General features: G+C 71.9%; 20 protein-coding genes. 14 read left to right on the top strand and 6 right to left on the bottom strand.

The genetic code is table 11. The annotated features are described in order from the left end of the window. Positions 1 to 13 precede the first annotated feature (13 nt). The 3 genes from ACGF3J_RS03260 (at position 14) to ACGF3J_RS03250 (ending at position 2,774) form a co-directional block, all read left to right on the top strand. Positions 14 to 1,045: a ketoacyl-ACP synthase III gene (locus ACGF3J_RS03260; protein WP_161325823.1), complete on the top strand. Its 1,032-nt coding sequence runs from the start codon at positions 14 to 16 to the stop codon at positions 1,043 to 1,045. Positions 1,046 to 1,147: 102 nt separating this feature from the next. After that, on the top strand, positions 1,148 to 1,396 hold the full coding sequence (locus tag ACGF3J_RS03255) for an acyl carrier protein (protein WP_052842858.1): 249 nt from the start codon (positions 1,148 to 1,150) through the stop codon (positions 1,394 to 1,396). 100 nt (positions 1,397 to 1,496) lie between these two features. After that, positions 1,497 to 2,774: a beta-ketoacyl-[acyl-carrier-protein] synthase II gene (locus tag ACGF3J_RS03250; RefSeq protein WP_161325821.1), complete on the top strand. Its 1,278-nt coding sequence runs from the start codon at positions 1,497 to 1,499 to the stop codon at positions 2,772 to 2,774. 140 nt (positions 2,775 to 2,914) lie between these two features. Here ACGF3J_RS03250 and ACGF3J_RS03245 read toward each other — a convergent pair whose 3' ends face one another. Next, entirely contained in the window at positions 2,915 to 3,409 is a 495-nt protein-coding gene (locus ACGF3J_RS03245) for a DUF3145 domain-containing protein (protein WP_122620312.1), read from the bottom strand. Positions 3,410 to 3,665: 256 nt separating this feature from the next. Here ACGF3J_RS03245 and ACGF3J_RS03240 point away from each other — a divergent pair, with 256 nt between their 5' ends. Together ACGF3J_RS03240 and ACGF3J_RS03235 are read left to right on the top strand one after the other, a co-directional pair. Next, positions 3,666 to 4,577, top strand: coding sequence for an SGNH/GDSL hydrolase family protein (locus tag ACGF3J_RS03240; RefSeq protein WP_161325819.1), 912 nt, complete (start codon positions 3,666 to 3,668; stop codon positions 4,575 to 4,577). Positions 4,578 to 4,602: 25 nt separating this feature from the next. Continuing rightward, complete coding sequence (locus ACGF3J_RS03235; protein WP_161325817.1) at positions 4,603 to 5,583, top strand: aldose epimerase family protein; 981 nt, start codon at positions 4,603 to 4,605, stop codon at positions 5,581 to 5,583. 90 nt (positions 5,584 to 5,673) lie between these two features. Here the strand turns inward: ACGF3J_RS03235 and ACGF3J_RS03230 are convergent, their stop codons facing one another. Continuing rightward, positions 5,674 to 8,124: a glycoside hydrolase family 3 protein gene (locus ACGF3J_RS03230; RefSeq protein ID WP_161325815.1), complete on the bottom strand. Its 2,451-nt coding sequence runs from the start codon at positions 8,122 to 8,124 to the stop codon at positions 5,674 to 5,676. Between the two features lie 159 nt (positions 8,125 to 8,283). On the opposite strand from ACGF3J_RS03230, the gene ACGF3J_RS03225 reads away from it, so the two are divergent. Next, positions 8,284 to 9,576, top strand: coding sequence for a pyroglutamyl peptidase (locus ACGF3J_RS03225; RefSeq protein WP_393853432.1), 1,293 nt, complete (start codon positions 8,284 to 8,286; stop codon positions 9,574 to 9,576). Here the strand turns inward: ACGF3J_RS03225 and ACGF3J_RS03220 are convergent. Beyond that, a complete protein-coding gene (locus ACGF3J_RS03220; RefSeq protein ID WP_161329638.1) occupies positions 9,548 to 10,372 on the bottom strand; it encodes an EI24 domain-containing protein in 825 nt (274 codons plus the stop codon). The genes ACGF3J_RS03225 and ACGF3J_RS03220 overlap by 29 nt on opposite strands. 150 nt (positions 10,373 to 10,522) lie before the next feature. On the opposite strand from ACGF3J_RS03220, the gene ACGF3J_RS03215 reads away from it, so the two are divergent. Beyond that, a complete protein-coding gene (locus ACGF3J_RS03215) occupies positions 10,523 to 11,671 on the top strand; it encodes a serine hydrolase domain-containing protein (RefSeq protein WP_393853431.1) in 1,149 nt (382 codons plus the stop codon). 38 nt (positions 11,672 to 11,709) lie between these two features. On the opposite strand, the gene ACGF3J_RS03210 is transcribed toward ACGF3J_RS03215, so the two are convergent. Together ACGF3J_RS03210 and ACGF3J_RS03205 are read right to left on the bottom strand one after the other, a co-directional pair. Next, a complete protein-coding gene (locus ACGF3J_RS03210) occupies positions 11,710 to 12,129 on the bottom strand; it encodes an organic hydroperoxide resistance protein (protein WP_161328161.1) in 420 nt (139 codons plus the stop codon). 91 nt (positions 12,130 to 12,220) lie between these two features. After that, complete coding sequence (locus ACGF3J_RS03205) at positions 12,221 to 13,243, bottom strand: NADP-dependent oxidoreductase (RefSeq protein WP_161328162.1); 1,023 nt, start codon at positions 13,241 to 13,243, stop codon at positions 12,221 to 12,223. A 106-nt stretch (positions 13,244 to 13,349) separates the two neighbouring features. Between ACGF3J_RS03205 and ACGF3J_RS03200 the strand changes: the two genes are divergently transcribed. Beyond that, complete coding sequence (locus ACGF3J_RS03200) at positions 13,350 to 13,790, top strand: MarR family winged helix-turn-helix transcriptional regulator (protein ID WP_064731734.1); 441 nt, start codon at positions 13,350 to 13,352, stop codon at positions 13,788 to 13,790. 29 nt (positions 13,791 to 13,819) lie between these two features. On the opposite strand, the gene ACGF3J_RS03195 is transcribed toward ACGF3J_RS03200, so the two are convergent. Continuing rightward, positions 13,820 to 14,551 (bottom strand): hypothetical protein, encoded by a 732-nt coding sequence (locus tag ACGF3J_RS03195; RefSeq protein WP_393853430.1) that lies wholly within the window; start codon positions 14,549 to 14,551, stop codon positions 13,820 to 13,822. A 213-nt stretch (positions 14,552 to 14,764) separates the two neighbouring features. Between ACGF3J_RS03195 and ACGF3J_RS03190 the strand changes: the two genes are divergently transcribed. The 6 genes from ACGF3J_RS03190 (at position 14,765) to mmsB (ending at position 22,097) form a co-directional block, all read left to right on the top strand. Continuing rightward, positions 14,765 to 15,931 carry a mandelate racemase/muconate lactonizing enzyme family protein gene (locus ACGF3J_RS03190; protein ID WP_161331658.1) on the top strand — a complete coding sequence of 389 codons (1,167 nt, stop codon included), beginning with the start codon at positions 14,765 to 14,767 and terminating at the stop codon, positions 15,929 to 15,931. After that, entirely contained in the window at positions 15,928 to 16,938 is a 1,011-nt protein-coding gene (locus ACGF3J_RS03185) for a zinc-binding dehydrogenase (RefSeq protein ID WP_161331660.1), read from the top strand. Before ACGF3J_RS03190 ends, ACGF3J_RS03185 begins: the two co-directional genes overlap by 4 nt. A gap of 146 nt (positions 16,939 to 17,084) precedes the next feature. Beyond that, positions 17,085 to 18,056: a hypothetical protein gene (locus ACGF3J_RS03180; protein WP_161331662.1), complete on the top strand. Its 972-nt coding sequence runs from the start codon at positions 17,085 to 17,087 to the stop codon at positions 18,054 to 18,056. A 98-nt stretch (positions 18,057 to 18,154) separates the two neighbouring features. Further along, positions 18,155 to 19,264, top strand: coding sequence for a multiple monosaccharide ABC transporter substrate-binding protein (gene chvE / locus ACGF3J_RS03175; RefSeq protein WP_161331663.1), 1,110 nt, complete (start codon positions 18,155 to 18,157; stop codon positions 19,262 to 19,264). Positions 19,265 to 19,296: 32 nt separating this feature from the next. Next, positions 19,297 to 20,856, top strand: coding sequence for a multiple monosaccharide ABC transporter ATP-binding protein (gene mmsA, locus ACGF3J_RS03170; RefSeq protein ID WP_161331664.1), 1,560 nt, complete (start codon positions 19,297 to 19,299; stop codon positions 20,854 to 20,856). Beyond that, the gene (gene mmsB, locus ACGF3J_RS03165) at positions 20,853 to 22,097 is read left to right on the top strand and encodes a multiple monosaccharide ABC transporter permease (RefSeq protein WP_161331666.1); all 1,245 of its coding nucleotides are present in this window, start codon (positions 20,853 to 20,855) and stop codon (positions 22,095 to 22,097) included. Before mmsA ends, mmsB begins: the two co-directional genes overlap by 4 nt. Positions 22,098 to 22,151 lie beyond the last annotated feature (54 nt).

The raw sequence follows: 22,151 nt of genomic DNA, 5'->3' as shown, positions 1-22,151 counted from the left end.
GGAGCGCGACAGCATGTCGAAGATCAAGCCCAGCAAGGGCGCCCCGTACGCGCGCATCCTCGGGGTCGGCGGCTACCGTCCGACCCGGGTCGTGCCGAACGAGGTGATCCTCGAGACGATCGACTCGTCCGACGAGTGGATCCGCTCGCGCTCCGGCATCGAGACGCGGCACTGGGCCTCCCCCGAGGAGACCGTCGCGGCCATGTCGATCGAGGCGTCCGGCAAGGCCATCGCCGCCGCCGGGATCTCCGCCGACCAGATCGGCGCCGTGGTCGTCTCGACCGTCTCGCACTTCAGCCAGACCCCGGCCGTCGCCACCGAGATCGCCGACCGGCTCGGCACGGACAAGGCCGCCGCCTTCGACATCTCGGCGGGCTGCGCGGGCTTCGGCTACGGACTGACCCTCGCCAAGGGCATGGTCGTCGAGGGTTCGGCGGAGTACGTCCTGGTCATCGGCGTGGAGCGGCTCTCCGACCTGACCGACCTGGAGGACCGGGCCACGGCCTTCCTGTTCGGCGACGGGGCCGGCGCGGTCGTGGTCGGCCCGTCGCAGGAGCCGGAGATCGGCCCGACGGTCTGGGGTTCGGAGGGCGACAAGTCCGAGACCATCAAGCAGACCATCCCGTGGGACCGCTTCCGGATCGGCGACACCTCCGAACTGCCCCTCGACTCCGAGGGCAACGTCAAGTTTCCTGCGATCACGCAGGAGGGCCAGGCGGTGTTCCGCTGGGCCGTGTTCGAGATGGCGAAGGTCGCGCAGCAGGCGCTGGACGCGGCCGGGATCAGCCCGGACGACCTCGACGTCTTCATCCCGCACCAGGCCAACGTGCGGATCATCGACTCGATGGTGAAGACACTGAAGCTGCCGGAGCACGTCACGGTCGCCCGTGACATCCGCACCACCGGCAACACCTCGGCCGCCTCGATCCCGCTCGCGATGGAGCGGCTCCTGGCGACCGGCGAGGCCAAGAGCGGCGACACCGCGCTCGTCATCGGCTTCGGGGCGGGTCTCGTGTACGCCGCGACGGTCGTTACCCTCCCCTAGGCACTCCGTGCCGGATCATGCGGTCCGGAACGGAGAGCAGCAACACTCGCCGCGACGCGGCGGGCCGCCACACCCTCTGGACAACAAAGAAGGAGCGCCATCATGGCCGCCACTCAGGAAGAGATCGTCGCCGGTCTCGCGGAGATCGTGAACGAGATCGCCGGCATCCCGGTTGAGGACGTCCAGCTGGACAAGTCCTTCACCGACGACCTGGACGTCGACTCGCTGTCCATGGTCGAGGTCGTCGTCGCCGCCGAAGAGCGCTTCGACGTCAAGATCCCGGACGAGGACGTCAAGAACCTCAAGACGGTCGGCGACGCGACCAAGTACATCCTCGACCACCAGGCCTGATCCGCCGATACTCGGGCATGTCCCGAGTATCCGGGCAGACTGCCCCGCCACCCGGCGGTGGCGCCGTACGAATCCGTATCCCGTTGGAGAAAGAATTCCCGTGAGCTCGACCAATCGCACCGTGGTCGTCACCGGTATCGGCGCAACCACACCGCTGGGTGGCGACGCAGCCTCGACCTGGGAGGGCCTGGTCGCCGGCAAGTCCGGCGTCAAGCCCCTGGAGCAGGAGTGGGCCGCCGACCAGGCGGTCCGTATCGCCGCGCCGGCCGCCGTGGACCCCTCCGAGGTCATCCCGCGGCCGCAGGCCCGCCGTCTGGACCGTTCGGCGCAGTTCGCGCTGATCGCGGCCCAGGAGGCATGGAAGGACGCCGGCTACACCGGCAAGGCCGGGGAGACCGGGGGCGACGGCGTCGACCCCGACCGGCTCGGTGCGGTCATCGCCTCCGGCATCGGCGGTGTGACGACCCTGCTCGACCAGTACGACGTGCTCAAGGAGAAGGGCGTCCGCCGCGTCTCCCCGCACACCGTCCCCATGCTGATGCCGAACGGCCCCTCGGCCAACGTGGGTCTGGCCGTGGGCGCCCGCGCGGGCGTGCACACGCCGGTCTCCGCCTGCGCGTCGGGCGCCGAGGCCATCGGCTACGCCATCGAGATGATCCGCACCGGCCGTGCCGACGTGGTCGTCGCGGGCGGCACGGAGGCGGCGATCCACCCGCTGCCCATCGCCGCGTTCGGCAACATGATGGCGATGTCCAAGAACAACGACGACCCGCAGGGTGCCTCGCGCCCCTTCGACACGGGCCGTGACGGCTTCGTCCTCGGTGAGGGTGCCGGCGTCCTCGTCCTGGAGTCCGCCGAGCACGCCGCCGCGCGCGGTGCCCGCGTCTACGCGGAGGCGGTCGGTCAGGGCATCTCCGCCGACAGCCACGACATCGTGCAGCCGGAGCCCGGGGGCCGCGGCATCTCCAACGCCCTGCAGAACCTGCTGGACGGCACCGACCTGGACCCGGCCGAGGTCGTGCACGTCAACGCGCACGCCACCTCGACGCCGGCCGGTGACATCGCCGAGCTGAAGGCGCTGCGCAAGGTCCTCGGCGACGACATGGACCACACGGCGGTCTCCAGCACCAAGTCGATGACCGGTCACCTCCTCGGTGGCGCGGGCGGCGTGGAGTCCGTCGCGACGGTGCTCGCCCTGTACCACCGGGTGGCGCCGCCGACCATCAACGTCGAGAACCTCGACCCCGAGGCCGAGGCCAACGCGGACATCGTGCGCGGGGAGGCCCGCAAGCTGCCCGTCGAGGGGCGGATCGCCGCGCTGAACGACTCGTTCGGGTTCGGTGGGCACAATGTCGTTCTGGCGTTTCGTTCGGTCTGATCTGGCTCGCTGAACGTATTGATGGCCCGAGCCCCGGTGGGGGTTTCGGGCCATCGCCGTTCGTGGTGGAGTGGTTTGCCGGGTGCGGGTCCGTTGTGGCTGGTCGCGCAGTTCCCCGCGCCCCTACGGGGCGCGTCTCCTTATACGACCTGGTGGAGCCAGCGGACCGGGGCTCCCTCGCCCGCGTGGCGGAAGGTCTCCAGTTCGTCGTCCCAGGGCTTGCCGAGGAGTCTCGCGATGTCGGACTCCAGGTCGGTCTCGCCGCGCTGGGAGCGGACCAGCGCGGCGCGCAGCCGGTCCTCCGGGATCAGGATGTCGCCGTGGATGCCGGTGACGGCGTGGAAGATGCCGAGGTCGGGGGTGCAGCTGTAGCGCTCGCCCTCGGCGCCCGCGGACGGTTCCGCGGTGACCTCGAAGCGCAGCAGCTGCCAGCCGCGCAGCGCGGAGGCGAGCTTGGAGGCGGTGCCCGCCTGGCCCTGCCAGGAGAACTCGGAGCGCCAGGTGCCGGGCGCCGCGGGCTGCCGGATCCAGTCCAGGCCGACGCGCGTGCCGAGCACCCCTGCGACGGCCCACTCGACGTGCGGGCAGAGCGCGCGCGGCGCGGAGTGCACGTACAGGACTCCACGTGTCGTCACCGGAACCTCCGGGCTGAGCGGGACATCTCGGAACGGGCGGACGGCCGTGACCGGGCGGGTCACGGTGAGGCCGAGGCTACCGTGCGACGGGGCAAGGAGTGTGACGTACCGTCGGTCCCGGTGCCGACAAAGCCGCGCCATTCACCCGGCAGGACGCTTGTACGGGTGTGAGCCGTCGCATCGCCGCCCTCGGGAACCCTCGCGCGGTGTCATGGGTTGAGGACACTGGAGGCACGAGGCGAGGGGTGGGACGTGTATGCGCCAGGGGAAGGACCGGGAGACGCGCCGTGTTCGGCGCCGGGCGCGTGCCGCGCTCGCCGTCCTGACCGCCGCCGTGCTGGGCGTGGCGGGCTGCGACGCCGTGGGCGGTGACTCCCCCGCCCCGTCCGGCAGCGCGTCGAAGCGTCCGAAGCCCGCCCCGGTCTGGGACCGCAGCCCGGACTCGGTCGCCGCGGTGGGCGACTCCATCACGCGCGGCTTCGACGCCTGCTCGGTGCTGTCGGACTGCCCGGACGTGTCCTGGGCGACCGGCTCCAGCGCCGAGGTCGACAGTCTGGCCGTACGGCTGATGGGGCAGGCGGAGGCGGCCGAGCGGAGCTGGAACTACGCGGTCACCGGGTCCCGGATGGCCGACCTGACCGGGCAGGTGACCCGGGCGGCGGCACGGAAGCCCGAGCTGGTCGCGGTGATGGTCGGGGCCAACGACGCCTGCCGGGAGACGCCCTCGGCGATGACCCCGGTGGCCGACTTCCGGGACCAGTTCGAGAAGGCCATGAGCGCCCTGCGCCGCGAGCTGCCCAAGGCGCAGGTGTACGTGGCGAGCATCCCGGACCTGAAGCGGCTGTGGTCCCAGGGGCGCACCAATCCGCTGGGCAAGCAGGTGTGGAAGCTGGGCCTCTGCCCGTCGATGCTGGCCGACGCGGACTCCCTGGACTCGGCGGCGACCCTGCGGCGGAACACCGTGCGGGACCGGGTGACGGACTACAACGAGGTGCTGCGGGAGGTCTGCGCGAAGGACCGGCGCTGCCGCACCGACGACGGCGCGGTGCACGCGTACCGCTTCGGCACGGACCAGCTGAGCCACTGGGACTGGTTCCACCCCAGCGTGGACGGTCAGGCCAGGCTGGCCGAGATCGCGTACCGGGCGGTCACCGCCGAGCGGCCCTGACCTGGGCGTGTCCTAGAGTTCGCACATGAACGAACTCTTCGGCACACTTTCCGACGGCACGCCGGTACACCGCTGGACCCTGGAGCGGTCGGGCGTACGGGTTCGGGTTCTGTCGTACGGCGGGATCGTCCAGTCGGTCGAGGCCCCGGACCGGGACGGGAACACCGCGGGCGTGGTGCTGGGGTTCGCGGACCTGGACGGCTATGTGCGGCATCCGGAGCCGTACTTCGGGGCGCTCGTCGGCCGGTACGCCAACCGGATCGCGGGCGGCCGTTTCCCGCTGGACGGGCGTACGTACACGCTGGCACGGAACAACGGGCCGAACTCGCTGCACGGCGGTGAGCGGGGCTTCGACAAGCGGGTGTGGGACGTGGAGCCGGTCGCGGACGACGGGCACGGCATCCGGCTGAGCCTGGTCAGCCCGGACGGCGAGGAGGGCTACCCGGGCCGGGTGGCGATCTCGGTGACGTACACGCTGGAGGAGCCGGGGGCGCTGCGGATCGACTACGAGGCGGTCACCGACGCACCGACCGTGCTGAATCCGACCAACCACAGCTACTTCAACCTCGGCGGCTCCGGGCACGCGGGCGGCCACGAGCTGCGGCTGGCGGCCTCCCGGATGACGCCGGTCGACGCGGGTCTGATCCCGGTGGGCGAACCGGCGGACGTGACGGGCACGCGGTTCGACTTCCGGCGGGCGCGCAAGGTCGGTTCGGGCTACGACCACAACTTCTGCCTGGACAAGGGTGTGACGGAGACCGCCGAGGAGGTCGCGGAGCTGTACGACCCGGCGTCGGGGCGGGTGCTGACGGTGGCGACGACCGAGCCGGGTCTCCAGGTGTACACCGCCGACCAGCTGGGCGAGCCGCACGCGCCCGGTGACGGCATCGCGCTGGAGACGCAGCACTTCCCCGACTCGCCGAACCGGCCGGACTTCCCGGGCACCGTGCTGCGGCCGGGCGAGGTGTTCCGCTCGCGGACGGTGTACGGGTTCTCCGCGCGGTAGCGGGGCGAGTGGACCCGGCGAGCCCCGGCCCGGCCGTCAGGTCCCGGGCCGGGGCTGTTCGCGGGGGAAGGCCCTCGCGGGCGTCCCGCTTCAGACGGTAATCGCCGATGTGATCCGGCGGTCGGCGATCGAGCGTCCGATGCCGAGTTCGTACGAACCCTTCACAAACGCCCACGAGCCGGTCGCCTCGTCCCAGACCTCGAAGGCGCGGCGCGGCAGCTCGACGGTGACCTCGGCCCGCTCGCCGGGCCCGGCCTCGGCCCCGGCGAATCCGGCGAGGACGCGTGCGGGGCGGTTGGGGTCGGGTTCGACCGGGGCGAGGTAGACCTGGACGATCTCGCGGCCGGGGCGGTCGCCGGTGTTGCGCAGGCGGACCGTGACCGTGGTGCCGTCGACCCGGGCCGACTCGTAGGTCCACTCGGTGTAGCCGAGGCCGTGGCCGAAGGGGTACGCCGGGGTGCGGGCGGACCGGTCCCAGGCGCGGTAGCCGATGAACAGGTCCTCCTCGTACGGGAGTGCGCCGTCGGCCGGGGTGACCCGGGTGACCGGGGCGTCGGCGAGGTCGCCCCAGGTGGTGGGCAGCCGGCCGCCGGGCTCGTGGGCGCCGGTCAAGACGTCCGCGAGGGCCGCGCCGCCCTCCTGGCCGGGGAACCAGCCGAGCAGCACGGCGGCGACGTCCTCGCGCCAGGGCAGTTCCACCGGGGAGCCGGAGTTGACGACGACGACCGTGTGCGGGTTGGCGGCGGCGACCGCGCGGACCAGGTCGTCCTGGCGGCCGGGGAGCCGCAGGTCGGTGCGGTCGAAGCCCTCGGACTCGACGCGCTCGGTGGTGGCGACGACGACCACGGCGGTGTCGGCGGCGGCCGCGGCGCGGGCCGCCTCGGCGATCAGCTCGTCCGGGTCCCGGCGCGGCCCGGCGTGCGCGAGGGCGAAGGTGACGACCTTCATCCGGTCGCCGTCGGCAAGGTCGACGACGTACCTGAGGGACACGTCGACGGGCGCGCCGGCGGTGAGCCGCACCTCGGCGCGCGGTTCGGGGGCGCCGAAGAAGGACAGGAACGGGTCGTCCTTGGCGGGGCGCTGGACGTCGTCGTAGTACGTGGCGCCGTCGACGGTGAGGGTGAAGTGGCCCAGGCCCTTGATGCCGAAGGTGTGCGGGCCGGTCTCGTCGGGGGTGAAGATGCCGGTCAGCTCGACGGTGTGCAGCCGGTCGTGGGTGACGCCCTCGGGGAGGTCGGAGCCCATCCACTGGATGTGCCCGCTCGGGGCCGACCCGGTGCCGGTGACCTCGCCGTCGGCGTCGCGGCAGACGGCGCGCAGCGCGAAGCCCCGTCCCGCGACGGCGAGTTCGGTGTTCGGGTCGGCGCCGACGGAGTAGCTCAGGCCCCCGTCGGGGAGGGCCGCGGTGAGGCCGTCGAGCGGGGAGACGACGTGGGCGGGGAAGACGGTCGCGGAGCCGCCGCCGAGGACGCGGGCGTCGCGGGCGGCGGCTCCGGACAGGGCGACGGTGCCGGGCCGCAGGGGCAGTGCGGGGCCCGTGCCGCCGACGGGCTCGTTGCGGACCAGGACGAAGGAGCGGCGGGCGATCTCGCGGGCGAGGGCCGGGCCGTCGACGGCGGCGGGCGGGTCGGTGACGGCCGGTTCGGCGCCTTCGAGGGCTCCGACGCGGGCGGCGAGCCGCAGCACGTTGCGCACCGCGGCGTCGACCTCGGCCTCCGTCACCTCGCCGTCGCGCACCGCCCGTGCGAGGGCCGGGCCGTACACCGTCCTCGGGCCCGGCATGGCCACGTCGAGGCCGCCCCTCAGGGCGCCGGCGGTGGAGCGGGCGGCCTGCCAGTCGGAGACGTTGAAGCCGTCGAAGCCCCAGGCCCCGCGCAGCACCTCCTGGACCAGGTGGCGGTGCTCGGTCATCGTCGGGCCGTTGACCGAGTTGTAGGCGGTCATGACGCCCCAGGGGCGGGCGTCCGCGACGATGGCCTCGAAGGGGGCCAGGTACAGCTCGCGCATGGCGCGTTCGGAGACCAGGTTGTTCACGGTGAAGCGGTCGGTCTCGGCGTCGTTGGCGACGAAGTGCTTGACGGTGGTGCCGACGCCGCCGGACTGCACGCCGGTGACGTAGCCGGTGCCGATCCGCCCGGTCAGGTACGGGTCCTCGCTGTACGCCTCGAAGTGCCGGCCGCCGAGCGGGGAGCGGTGCAGGTTGACCGTGGGGGCGAGCAGCACGTGGACGCCCTTGCGGCGGGCCTCCTGGGCGAGGAGCACGCCGGCCCGGTGGGCGAGGCCGGGGTCCCAGGAGGCGGCGAGCGCGGTCGGCGAGGGCAGGGCGACGGACGGGTCGTCGGCGGTCCAGCGGACGCCGCGCACGCCGACCGGGCCGTCGGACATCACGAGGGATTCCAGGCCGATCTCGGGCAGCGCGGGCAGGCTCCACATGTCCTGCCCGGACAACAGGCGGGTCTTCGCGTCCAGGTCGAGCGCGGCGAGCGCCGCCCCGACCACCGCCTCCCGGGCCGCGTCCCGGTCGTCCCGTACGTCCGCCATCGCGGGCCTCCTCGTCGAATGCGTGAACGTGTGCATCCTTCCTCGCCCGGCCGCGTTCGAACCGGGACCGCCGCCGCGCCGTAGCGCGCGTCCCTCCCGTCACGCGATACTGCGGCCGTCCGCAGCGCACCCCACGGCGACGGAAGGACCTGGACTCCCTTGAGACCCATACGTGTTCGGATCGGCGTACTCGCACTGGCCCTGGCGGCGGGGCTCGCCGCCCCGGGGACGGCCGCGGCGGCACCTCCGGGGGCCGCGGCCACCGCCTCCGCTCCCACGGTCGAGGAGCGGCGGCTCGACGGGGACGTACCCCGGGAGATCCTGCGCGGCTCCGGGTTCGCCCCCGTGGCACCGGCGTTCGCGCGCGGGCTCGGGCGGGCGGACTCCTACCGCGAGGCCCGGCGCCTGGTCGAGCGGGAGGGCTCCGCGCTGTGGCGGCGGGCCGTGGACCGGGCGCAGGGGCGCGGCCCGTCGCACGGGGCCATCAGCCGCGACGACGACCGGCCGCTGTACTGGGCGCGGCTCTCGATGACCAGGGAACTGCGCACCTGGGAGCCCCGGTTCGGGCTCGGCGAAGGGCAGCGGGAGGCGCTCCTCGACGCGTTGGAGCGCACCTCGCGGGGGCAGTCCGACCTCCGCCTGCCGCAGCGGCACGACGGCGACCGGGGCAAGGGTCCGAAGCGCGTTCTGCTCACCGGCTTCGACCCCTTCACCCTGGACCGCGACATCCGCATCTCCAACCCGTCCGGCGCCACCGCGCTCGCCCTGGACGGCACGGTGATCGACACCCCGGACGGGCCCGCACGGGTGGAGACGGCCGTGTTCCCGGTGCGCTGGCGGGACTTCGCGGAAGGGACCGTGGAACGGGCGCTGCGGCCGCATCTGCCGGGGGTGGACCTGTTCACCACGGTGAGCCAGGGCCGGGTCGGGAAGTTCGACGTGGAGCGGACCAACGGGGCCTGGCGGGGCGGCTTCCCCGACAACGAGAACGTGTCCCGCACGGAGACGGTGCCCGTCGCCGACCCGGCCTCGCAGCCGCAGTGGACGACGACCACGCTGCCGTACGCGGCGATCACGGCGGCGGAGACCGGCCGCTTCCCGGTGTACGACAACACGAGCGTGACGGAGATCCCGGCGGGCTCCACCCAGGCGGTCGTACGGCCGGACGGGCCCACGCCCGGTTCGACGGCCCGGGAGGGCGGCGGCGGCAACTACCTGTCCAACGAGATCGCCTACCGGGCGACGCTGCTGCGGGACCGGCTCGGGCTGCGCGGCACGCTGCCGGGCGGGCACGTGCACACGCCGGTGCTCCAGTTCGGGGCCGGGAACACCGATCCGGCGACGGGCACGGTCACCGACCCCGAGTTCGTGCGGAACCGGCTGGACATCGTTGCGCAGGTGCGGGCGATCGTGGCCGTGGCGGTCAGTGCGCCGGGGCCGGACCGGGGCTGACCGCGGGGTCGGCGGGGCCGCCGCCGGAGCGGTCGTCGCGGCCGTCGCGGGTCTCCTCGCCCAGCAGCTCGCGGGCGAGGAGCGTGGCGCCGGCGACCGCGCCCGGCATCAGGAACACGGCGACGAAGGGCACCAGGAAGGACACGGCCAGCGGGGTGCCGAAGCCCCAGACCAGCGTCTTGCGCGAGCGCAGCAGGGCGAGGCGCTCGCGCAGCTCGACCCCGCGGCGCTGGAGGGCGACGGAGGTCAGCTCCTCGGTGAGGAAGAAGCCGGTGACGAAGAGGCCGATCACCGGGACCACGGTCTGCCCGACGAACGGGATGAAACCGAGGGCGAAGAGCAGCACGCCCCACAGGGCGGCGCGGACGAGGATCCGCAGGCTGTCGCGGCCGGAGAGCCACACCTCGCGCCAGAGCGGCAGGTCGGACTCGGGGGCGGTGCCGTCCGGGGAGACGTCGCGGTCGACGCGCTCGGACAGGGCCTCGTAGAAGGGCTGCCCGATCAGCAGGGTGACCGCGGTGAAGGTGAGGACCGCAAGCAGCAGGGCGAGGGCGAAGAGGACGACGGTCAGGAAACCGCGGAAGAGCCCGAGCCAGGGGCTCGACCAGTCGTCGGCGAAGGGGGTCGTCCAGGCGACGAAGTCCGTGCCCCACATCGCGAGCGCGACCAGCGCGGCCGCGTACAGGACCAGTGTGATCAGGCCCGGGACGAGCCCGAAGCCGTAGCTCTTGCCGTGCCGGGCCACCCAGCGCTGGCCCTTCAGGAGATGGCCGAATCCCGCCCCAAGATCGCGCATGGGCGGAACTCTACCGGTCGCCGCCGCCACCGCCGCGCCCCGATTGAGTCGAACCCGCTCGTCCCGCCGTACCGATCGGTGGAAGCCCGGTGGCCGCACCGACCGGTGGGGTGCCACGGGCGGGTACGGCGAGTGGGTGAGGAGAAGCGGATGACTCAGGAGATCCACGGCACCGTCGCCGACGGCTTCGAACGTGTGCGTGAGGAGTTCACGGCCGTCGTGACCGGGGAACCGGCGGACCACGAGGGCCAGTTGTGCGTGTACGTGCACGGGCGCCGGGTCGTCGACCTGTGGACCGGCGACGGCGCGGGGGCGGGTTCGCTGTACGGGGTGCACACCGCGACTCTGGGCGCCGCGCACCTGGTGGCCGCCCTGCTGGTCCAGGAGGGCACGCTGGAGCTGGACCGCAGGGTGACCTACTACTGGCCGGAGTTCGCGGCCGAGGGCAAGGGATCGCTGACCCTGCGGGACCTGCTGGCGCACCGCGCGGGGGTGATCGGCACGGACACCGGGTTCAGCACCGCCGAGCTGGCCGACGACCGGGTGATCGCGGAGCGCCTCGCGGACCAGCGTCCGTACTGGCGGCCCGGCACGGCCTTCGGGTCCCACGCGCTGGTGCTCGGGGCCCTCGCGGGCGAGGTGGTGCGCCGGGCCACGGGCCACACGCTGCAGGAGGTCTACGAGGACCGGGTCCGCGCCCCGCACCAGCTGGACTTCCACCTGGGCCTGCCGGACTCGCTCGACCACCGCTTCCGCGCCGCGCGGCCGATGGTCCTCACGCCGGTGCAGCGGGCCGAGGCGGCGTGCCCGGACGGTCCGCGCTCCCTCGCTGCGATCGCGTTCAACCGGAACGCGGCGCACCGCACCTGCCTGGAGACCCTCCCCAACGAGCCCGCGGTCCGTGCCGGGGGCCCCGCGTCCGTGGGCGGGGTGGCCTCGGCGCGCGGTCTCGCGGGGCTGTACGCGGCGGCGATCGGCGAGGTGGAGGGCAGGGCGCCGCTGCTGAAGCCGGACACGCTGGCGGAGTTCGGCCAGTTCCACTCGGTGGGCTACGACCTGGTGACCCGGACGCACGGGTCGTACGGCATCGGCTTCGAGGCGACGGCGGACCTCTGGCACCCGTTCCTGGGGGCCGGGACGATCGGGCACGGCGGTGCGGGCGGCAGCCAGGGCTTCGCGGACCCGTCGGGCGATCTGGCCTACGGGTACACGCGGCGCCGGTCGGCCTGTCCGGGCGGGGCGGCGCCGGAGAACCAGCGGCTGGTGGCGGCGGTGCACGCGGCGGCGTCGGCCTGCTGACCGCCGCGCGCCGCCGCGTACCCCGGGGCCGTCCCCGGTCAGACGAGCGTCACGGTGATGTTGCCGCGCGTCGCCTTCGAGTAGGGGCACACCTGGTGGGCCTTCTCCACCAGGGACCGCGCGGTGGCGGCGTCCACCGCCGGGATCTCGGCGGAGATCTCGACGATGATGCCGAACCCGTCGTCGTTCTTGCCGATGCCGACCTTGGCGGTGACGGTCGAACCGGAGATGTCGGCGCCCTCCTGGCGGGCGACGACGCCGAGCGCGCCCTGGAAGCAGGCGCTGTACCCGGCGGCGAACAGCTGCTCGGGGTTGGTGCCGGCGCTGTTGCCGCCCATCTCCTTGGGCGGGTTCACGACCAGGTCGAGCTTGCCGTCATCGGTGGCCACTCGCCCGTCGCGGCCGTTCTCGGCGGTGGCGACGGCGGTGTACAGGACCTCGGACTGCTGGATGGGCATGCGGTGTCTCCTCCTCGGTCCGCCGTGACTCGCGCCCACGACCACGACGGATTTCGGAATGACGCTACCGCATGCCGGAAGAGCCGGGAAGTCAGAGCTTGACGATCATCTTCCCGGTGTTGTCGCCGCGCAGGACGCCGAGGAAGGCCTCCAGGTTGTTCCCGATGCCCTCGACGACCGTCTCGCGGTACTTCAGCGCGCCCGAGGCGACCCAGGGGCCGACCTCCTCGACGAACTTCGGCTGGAGGTCGTAGTGGTCGCCGACCAGGAAGCCCTCGATGCGGCCGCGGGTCTGGATCAGGCGGGCGAGGTTCTTCGGGCCGGGGGCGGGCTCGGTGTTGTTGTAGACGGAGATCGCGCCGCAGATGGCGATGCGGCCGTTCAGGTTGAGGGAGCCGATGGCCGCCTCCAGGTGGTCGCCGCCGACGTTGTCGAAGTAGACGTCGATGCCGTCCGGGGCTGCGGCGCGCAGCTGCTCGCTCACCGGGGCGTCCTTGTAGTTGAAGGCCGCGTCGAAGCCGTACTCGTCGACGAGCAGCCGGACCTTCTCGTCCGAGCCGGCCGAGCCGATCACCCGGGCGGCGCCCTTGAGCTTCGCGAGCTGACCCACCTGGCTGCCGACGGCACCGGCCGCGCCGGAGACGAAGACCGTGTCGCCCTCCTTGAAGCCGGCGGTGCGCAGCAGGCCGGCGTAGGCGGTGAGGCCGGTCATGCCGAGTACGCCGAGGTACGTCGACAGGGGCGCGGCGTCCGGGTCCACCTTGACGGCGCTCTTCGCGTTCACGGCGGCGTACTCGCGCCAGCCGAGGAAGTGCAGGACGTGGTCGCCGACGGCGAAGCCCTCGGCGTTGGAGGCGACGACCTCGCCGACCGCGCCGCCCTGCATGGCCTTGCCCAGCTCGTAGGGCTCGGCGTAGGACTTGGCGGCGCTCATCCGGCCGCGCATGTAGGGGTCGACGGAGACGTACAGGTTGCGCACCAGGACCTGGCCCTCGCCCGGGGTGGGGACCTCGGTCTCGACCAGGGCGAAGTCCTCCGGCTTGGGCCAGCCGACCGGGCGGGTGACCAGGTGCCATTCGCGGTTGACGGCGGGGAGGGAGGGGGAGTCGGTCATGGGGGCGCCTTTCGTCGTGGCCGGGATGGGCGAGATGCTTCAGGTTATGAAACAACCATGCGGCTGAACATTTCACCTTGTCAAACAAATGGGTACCCTGGATCGCATGGCCACACCACGCGACACCACGCGCCGACCCGACGCACTCACCCTCGAAGTCGTCGAGCTGATCGGAGAGGTCGTGGCCCGCTTCCACGCCGACTACGAGGAGGCGGCCGCCGAGCGCGCGCTGACCGGGGCGCAGGCCAAGCTGCTCAGCCTGTTGTCACTGGAGCCGCTGCCGATGCGGAAGCTGGCGCAGAAACTGAAGTGCGAGCCGTCCAACGTCACCGGGATCGTGGACCGGCTGGAGGCGCGAGGGCTCGTCGAGCGGCGGCCCGACCCGGCCGACCGGCGCGTGAAGGTCGCGGCGGCGACGGAGGAGGGCCGGCGGGTGGCACGGGGGCTGCGGGATTCCCTGCGGTTCGCACGGGAGCCGCTGGCGGGGTTGTCGGAGGGGGAACGGGTGGCTCTGCGGGACGCGTTGCGGAGGATGCTCCAGGACTGAACCGGCGCCTCGGGCCCGCCCGGGAGGGCCTACGTGCACCACCACAGGAAGCGGTCGCACGTCTCCGTCGGGGTCGGGGTCGGCTCGTCCGGCGGTGTGGGGGTGGTGGTCGCGGGTGGGTCGTCGGGCTGGGGGGACGACGGGGCCGGGTCCTGGTCGCGGGTCGGGGTGCCGCCCTGGGCCGGGGGGCGGGACGCGGCGGGGGCGTCGGATTCCGCGGGTGTGCCGGAGGCGTCCGCGTCGGGGGACTTCGACGGGGACGCCGACGCCGAGGTGGAGGCGTCCGGGGACGGACTGTCCGAGGCGATGGCCCGGTCCGAGGTCGCGTCGGCCGGGAGTGCCGAGCCCTCCCCCGCCTCCTTCGTCGCCCCGCCGTCCGGTGACTCTCCCCCGGCGGCGGCCGGCCGGGGTGGTGAGTGCGGGGCGTCCGTGCCGAGTTCGGCGAGGCTCAGTCCGCCGGCCGCCAGGACGAAGCCCGCGGTGACGAAGAGGGTCCGGCGGCGGCGCCGCCGGTGCGCGGCGGCCTTGCGGTCGCGGCGGCTGGAGCGGGCGCCGGGCGGGGGCTCGTCCGAGGGCTCGTCCGACGTCTCGTCCGGGGCCTCGTCGCGCGCGTCCGTCTCCTCGGCGGGGCGGGGCGGGGGGACCGCCCCGGTCGCCGTCAGGGGCGGTTCGGCGGCGCGGAGTTGTTCGACGGGCGTACCGCACCCGGGGCAGGCGAGGGCGCCATTGAGGTGCCTTCGGCACGGGTGGCAGTAGTCCATGACGCGGGAAGGTTAAGTTCCGGGACGGCCGTGTTCCTAGAGGCGGCTGTGAAGGTTGTGTGGGGAATGGTCCGGACCTCGCCGCCGGACCTGTCGAAACTGCCGAAACCGTTATGTGTGCGACCCATTGACACTCCCACCACCCCGTCCTTACTGTCACGCCAGCATTTCGAACGAGTGACGAAATATCGAACAGAGCGAGGGGCAGCCGCCGTGCGCATCACCGGAATCAGCACACACGTGGTCGGGACGCCGTGGCGGAACCTGACCTACGTCCAGGTGCACACCGACGAGGGCGTCACCGGCGTCGGCGAGACCCGGATGCTGGGGCACACCGACGCGCTCGTCGGCTATCTGCGGGAGGCGGAGGCCAACCACATCCTGGGCTCCGACCCGTTCGCCGTCGAGGACCTGGTGCGCCGCATGAAGTACGGCGACTACGGCCGCGCCGGCGAGATCGTGATGTCCGGCATCGCCGTCGTCGAGATGGCCTGTTGGGACATCAAGGGCAAGGCTCTCGGGGTCCCCGTGTGGCAGCTGCTGGGCGGCAAGGTGACCGACAAGGTCAAGGCGTACGCCAACGGGTGGTACACGACCGAGCGGACGCCGGAGGCGTACCACAAGGCCGCGCAGGGCGTCATGGAGCGCGGGTACCGGGCGCTGAAGATCGACCCGTTCGGCACCGGGCACTTCGAACTGGACCAGCGGCAGACGAACTACGCCGTGTCGCTGATCGAGGCCGTGCGGGACGCCATCGGGCCCGACGCCGAGCTGATGCTGGAGATGCACGGACGGTTCTCGCCCTCCACCGCCGTCCGGCTCGCCCGCGAACTCGCGCCGTTCAAGCCGGCCTGGCTTGAGGAGCCGGTCCCGCCGGAGAACCTCAAGGCGCTGCGGAAGGTCGCCGAGAAGGTGGACATCCCCGTCGCCACCGGTGAGCGCATCCACGACCGGATCGAGTTCCGCGAGCTGTTCGAGGACCAGTCGGTGGACGTCATCCAGCCCGACGTCGGCCACATCGGCGGCATCTGGGAGACCCGGAAGCTGGCCGCCACCGCCGAGACGCACTACACGCTCGTCGCCCCGCACAACGTGGGCGGGCCCGTCCTCACCGCCGCCAGCCTCCAGGTCGGCTTCACCTCGCCGAACTTCAAGATCCTGGAGCACTTCAACGACTTCGCGGACGCGGAGATCAAGAAGGTCGTGAAGGGCGCCCCGCAGGTGGACCCGGAGGACGGGTGCTTCCACCTGTCCGACGCGCCCGGCCTCGGCGTCGAACTGGACACCGACGCGGCGGCCGAGTTCCCGCAGCAGCAGGCCCGGTTCGACCTGTGGGCCGAGGGCTGGGAGCAGCGCAAGCCCAAGGGGACGCAGGGATGAGCGGCGCGGTCGCGGTCGTCGTCGAGGCGCCGGGGGCGCACCGGCTGGAGGAGCACGAGCCCGCCGAACCCGGCCCCGGCGAGGCGCTGGTGCGGGTGCACGCCGTCGGGATCTGCGGCAGCGACCGCGAGGTCTACCAGGGCAACCGCCCCGAGGGGTACGTGCGTTACCCGCTCACCCCCGGCCACGAGTGGTCCGGGACCGTGGAGCGGACCGGCGCCGGGGTGCCCGCGTCGCTGGCCGGCCGGAAGGTGGTGGGCGAGGGGTTCCGCAACTGCCAGGTGTGCGACCGCTGTCACGCGGGTGAGACGACGCTGTGCACGGCGGGGTACGAGGAGACGGGGTTCACCCGGCCGGGCGCGATGGCGCCCACGCTGACGCTGCCCGCGCGGCTGCTGCACGTGCTGCCCGACGACGCCGACCTCACCGCCGCCGCGCTGCTTGAGCCCGCGGCCTGCGTCGCCGCCGCCGCGCTGAAGGCCGGCGCCCGGCCCGGCGAGCGGGTCGCCGTCGTCGGCACCGGCACGCTCGGCATGTTCGCCGTACAGTTCCTGCGCGCCGCCTCCCCGGCCGAGCTGCTGGTCGTCGGCACGCGCGGCGACCGGGAGGCGCTGGCGCGGCGGTTCGGCGCGAGCGACTTCCGCACCAGGGACCGCCCGCTTCCGGACGACTTCGACCTCGTGATCGAGACCGCCGGGTCGGCGGACGCCGCCCGTACGGCCGCCGCGCTGCTGCGCAGGGGCGGGCGGCTGGTGCTGACCGGCATGCCCGCGCCGGGCGCCGACGGTCTCGACCCGACCGACCTGGTGGTGCGGCAGCTGGAGGTGCAGACCGTCTTCGGCGCGCCGCCGGACGCCTGGGCGCACACGGTGCGGGTCTTCGCGGCCGGCCTGCTCGATCCGCTTCCGCTGGTGACGCACGAACTGCCGCTCGACGGGTTCCCGGAGGCCATCGAGCTGGTGGGGTCCGGCGACCCGAAGGTCGGCAAAGTGCTGCTGCGGCCATGACCGCGTCCCCCGGCTCCGGCGCCTGAGCCGTACGCCGGTGCGGGGGCGACCTGACGGCCTCCGTACCGGCGTACACCCACCGGACCGCGCCGCTCGCGCCCGGAGCCGCGAACTTCGTCCGACATATCGAACACTAAGGACAGCTTGTGACCGACGCTTCCGCCCCGGCCTCCGTACGCAGGCCAGGTGAGCCGGCGCTCACCGCTCTCGGGCTGGCCGCGCCCGCCCCCGATCCCGCCGACGCCTCGCCGCACTCCTTCCCGGACGGCGGCCGCTGGCGCACCGAGATCCCTTCCTGCGAGGGGCCGGAGGCGCTGGCGGTGGTACTGAAGGAGTCCTCGCGGCTGGACGTGCCGATCCACCGGATCAGCCAGGGCAGCGGTGTGTGGATGCTGACCGACGCCGAGATCACCGAGATGGTCGAGGCCACCGCCGAACGCGACATCGAGCTCTGCCTGTTCACCGGCCCGCGCGGCACCTGGGACATCGGCGGCTCCACCCGCACCGACTCGGGCGGGGCGGGGCTCAGGGCGCGCGGCCACGACGCGGTCGCCGGCTGCGTCGAGGACGCCGTCCGGGCCACGGAGCTGGGCGTGAAGTGTCTTCTGGTCGCCGACGAGGGCGTGTTGTGGACGCTGCACCGGGCGCGGACGGCCGGTCTCGTGCCCGCCGACACCACGCTCAAGCTCTCCGCGCTGGTCGGCCCGGTCAACCCGGCCTCGTACGCGGTCTACGAGCGGCTCGGTGCCGACTCCATCAACGTGCCCAGTGATCTGACGCCGGATCACCTGACCGAAATACGGCGGGTTTCGGCCGCGCCGATGGACATGTACATCGAGGCCCCGGACGACCTGGGCGGCTATGTGCGCATGTACGAGATCGCCGAGCTGATCCGGCGCGGCGCCCCGCTGTATCTGAAGTTCGGCCTCGCCAAGGCGCCCGGCATCTACCCCTACGGCCACCACCTGCGCGAACTGACGCTGGCCACCGCCAAGGAACGGGTGCGGCGCGGACGGCTCGCGCTCGACCTGCTCGCCCGGCACGGGGCGGACGGGGACATGGCACCACCTGGCACGCGGCTGCCCGGGCCGCTCAACCGGTTCGAGATCTCGTCATAACGTTCCGGAAACTCCCTTCACAAAAGAAGACACAGCCGCGCACAATCCCACACACCTGCTCTCGGACCGAGCCCTGACCCACATCAAGGATGATGACCATGCGCAACCGCAGAGCCGCTCTCGCCGCCATAGCCTCCGCCGCCTCCCTCGCCCTGACACTGACCGCCTGCGGCCAGAACAGCGAGGGTGGCAGCGAGGAGGACAAGGGCGGCGCCGACGGCGCCACCGTCGGCATCGCGATGCCGACCAAGTCCTCCGAGCGCTGGATCACCGACGGCGCCAACGTCGAGAAGGAGCTGAAGGCCAAGGGGTTCAAGACCAAGCTCGTCTTCGGCGAGGACGACCCGGACCAGCAGGTCTCCCAGCTCGAGAACATGATCACGCAGGGCGTGGACGCGCTGATCGTGGCCGCGATCGACAACAAGTCCCTGGGCAACGTCATGCAGCAGGCCAAGGACGCGGACATCCCCGTCATCTCCTACGACCGGCTGATCCTCGGCACGGAGAACGTCGACTACTACGCCTCGTTCGACAACGAGAAGGTCGGCGAGCTGCAGGGCGGCTACATCGTCGACAAGCTCGGCCTGAAGGAGGGCAAGAAGGGCCCCTTCAACATCGAGCTGTTCGCCGGCTCCAACGACGACAACAACACCCGGTACTTCTTCCAGGGCGCGATGAACGCCCTGAAGCCCTACATGGACAAGGGCCAGCTGGTCGTGCGGTCCAAGCAGACCGACCTCAACCAGGTCACCACCCTGCGCTGGGACGGCGGCACCGCGCAGAAGCGCATGGACGACCTGCTCACCTCCAGCTACCGCAGCGCCCGGGTCGACGCGGTGCTCTCGCCGTACGACGGCATCTCCATCGGCATCCTGTCCGCCCTGAAGTCGGACGGCTACGGCTCCGGCAGCAAGCCCATGCCCGTCGTCACCGGCCAGGACGCCGAGATCGCCTCGGTGAAGTCGATCAAGTCGGGCCAGCAGACCCAGACCGTCTTCAAGGACCTTCGCGAGCTCGCCAAGGTCGCCTCGAACATGGTCGACGCGGTGCTGAACGACAAGAAGCCCGAGGTCAACGACACCAAGTCCTACGACAACGGCTCCAAGGTCGTCCCCGCCTACCTGCTCGAGCCGGTCAGCGTCGACAAGACCAACTACGAGAAGGTCCTCGTCGACGGCGGCTACTACAGCGCGGACGACCTCAAGTAACCGGGCCCCCTCAAGGATTGGAAGGCACGACCATGGCGGGACCCGTCCTGGAAATGCGCTCGATCGTCAAGACCTTTCCCGGCGTCAAAGCGCTGTCGGACGTCACGCTCACCGTTCGCCAGGGCGAGGTCCACGCCATCTGCGGGGAGAACGGCGCCGGCAAGTCGACCCTGATGAAGGTGCTCTCCGGCGTCCATCCGCACGGCAGTTACGAGGGGGACGTCCTCTTCGAGGGCGACACCTGCCGGTTCAAGGACATCCGGGCGAGTGAACAGCACGGCATCGTGATCATCCACCAGGAGCTGGCGCTGGTGCCGTATCTGTCCATCGCCGAGAACATCTTCCTCGGCAACGAGCACGCCAAGCGCGGCCTGATCAACTGGAACGACACCCTCAGGCACGCCGCCGAGCTGCTGCGCCGGGTCGGTCTGGACGAGCACCCGGAGACCCGGGTGGCCGACATCGGCGTGGGCAAGCAGCAGCTCGTGGAGATCGCCAAGGCGCTCTCCAAGAAGGTGAAGCTGCTCATCCTCGACGAGCCGACGGCGGCGCTCAACGACGAGGACAGCGGCAAACTCCTGGAACTGATCCTTCAGTTGAAGGAGCAGGGCATCACCTCGATCATCATCTCGCACAAGCTGAACGAGATCCGCCGGGTGGCCGACTCGGTCACGATCCTGCGCGACGGGCGCTCCATCGAGACGCTCGACGTGAAGGCGGCGGAGACGACCGAGGACCGGATCATCTCGGGGATGGTCGGCCGCGACCTGGAGAACCGCTTCCCCGACCGGACGCCGCACCACCCCGAGGAGGGGGCCGCGCCCGCCCTGGAGATCCGCAACTGGACCGTGCACCACCCCATCGACCAGCAGCGCAAGGTGGTCGACGACGTCTCGATCGAGGTCCGGCGCGGCGAGATCGTCGGCATCGCCGGGCTGATGGGCGCCGGCCGCACCGAGCTGGCGATGAGCGTCTTCGGCCGGACCTACGGCCGGCACGCGGCCGGCACCGTCCTCAGGGACGGCACCGAGATCCGCACGAAGACCGTCCCCGAGGCGGTCCGGCACGGCATCGCCTACGTCACCGAGGACCGCAAGCACTACGGCCTCAACCTCATCGACACCATCAACCGGAACATCTCGCTGACCGCGCTCGGCAAGGTCTCCAAGCGGGGTGTCGTCGACGAGCACGGCGAGCGGCAGGTGGCCGAGGACTACCGCAAGTCCATGAACATCAAGGCGCCGACCGTCTTCGAGCCGGTGGGCAAGCTGTCCGGCGGCAACCAGCAGAAGGTCGTCCTCAGCAAGTGGATCTTCGCCGGTCCCGAGGTGCTGATCCTGGACGAGCCCACGCGCGGCATCGACGTGGGCGCCAAGTACGAGATCTACACGGTCATCGACCGGCTGGCCGCCGAGGGCAAGGCGGTCGTCTTCATCTCCTCCGAGCTGCCGGAGCTGCTCGGCATGTGCGACCGCATCTACACCATGGCCGCGGGGCGGCTGACGGGTGAGTTCTCGCGGGCCGAGGCATCGCAGGAAGCGCTGATGCGTCGGATGACGAAGGACAAGACGGACAAAGAGGTAACGCGATGAGCACGGACGTGACCGCCAAGACCCCGGCCCCCGCGCCGCCCGGCAGAGGGGGGTCCGCCACCGGCGACGGGCTGCTGCGGCTGATGCTCGACGGCATGCGCCGCAACATGCGGCAGTACGGCATGCTGATGGCGCTCGGCCTGATCGTCGCGCTGTTCGCCGTGTGGTCCGACGGCGACCTGCTGCTGCCGCGCAACGTGTCCAACCTGGTGCTGCAGAACAGCTACATCCTGATCCTCGCGATCGGCATGATGCTCGTCATCATCGCGGGCCACATCGACCTGTCGGTCGGCTCGCTGACGGCGTTCATCGGCGCGATGGCCGCGGTGCTCATGGTCGACAACGATCTGCCGTGGCCGCTCGCGGTGGTGCTCTGCCTCGCCATCGGCGCGGCGGCGGGGGCGACGCAAGGGTTCTTCATCGCCTATCTCGGCATACCGTCCTTCATCGTGACCCTCGCGGGCATGCTGCTCTTCCGCGGTCTGACGGAGATCTTCCTGAAGGGCCAGACGCTCGGCCCGTTCCCGAAGGACCTCCAGAAGATCGCCAACGGGTTCCTGCCCGAGGTCGGCCCGAACACCAACTACCACAACCTGACGCTGCTCCTGGGCTTCGTCCTGATCGCCTTCGTCATCTACCAGGAGGTCCGCGACCGCCGGCGGCAGCAGGAGTTCTCCCTCGACGTGCCGCCGGTCAAGCTGTTCCTGCTCAAGCTGGTCGCGCTGGTCGCCGCCGTCCTCGTCGTCACGCTGCTGCTCGCCAGCTACAAGGGCGCGCCGGTGGTGCTGCTCATCCTGGGCGTGCTGGTCGTCGGCTTCGGCTATCTGATGCGCAACGCGATCCTCGGCCGCCACATCTACGCCATCGGCGGCAACCTGCCCGCGGCCAAGCTGTCCGGCGTGAAGGACAAGAAGGTCACCTTCCTGGTCTTCCTGAACATGGGCATGCTCGCGGCGCTGGCCGGCCTGGTCTTCGCCGCCCGGTTCAACGCGGCCTCCCCCAAGGCGGGCCTCAACTTCGAGCTGGAGGCCATCGCCGCCTCGTTCATCGGCGGCGCGTCGATGAGCGGCGGCGTCGGCACGGTCCTCGGCGCGATCATCGGCGGTCTGGTCCTGGGCGTGCTGAACAACGGCATGAACCTCGTCGGGATCGGCACCGACTGGCAGCAGGTCATCAAGGGCGCGGTGCTGCTGGCCGCGGTCGGGTTCGACGTGTGGAACAAGCGGCGGGTCGGTTCCTAGAGACGCGGTCCGTTCGGGCCGTACGGAGACCGCGGGCCGGTGGCGGCTGGTCGT

The organism is Streptomyces sp. NPDC048171 (assembly GCF_043202655.1).
GTDB lineage: Bacteria > Actinomycetota > Actinomycetes > Streptomycetales > Streptomycetaceae > Streptomyces.
The sequence above is the reverse complement of the archived record's forward strand: the minus strand, read 5'-3'. Positions and strand labels throughout refer to the sequence as shown.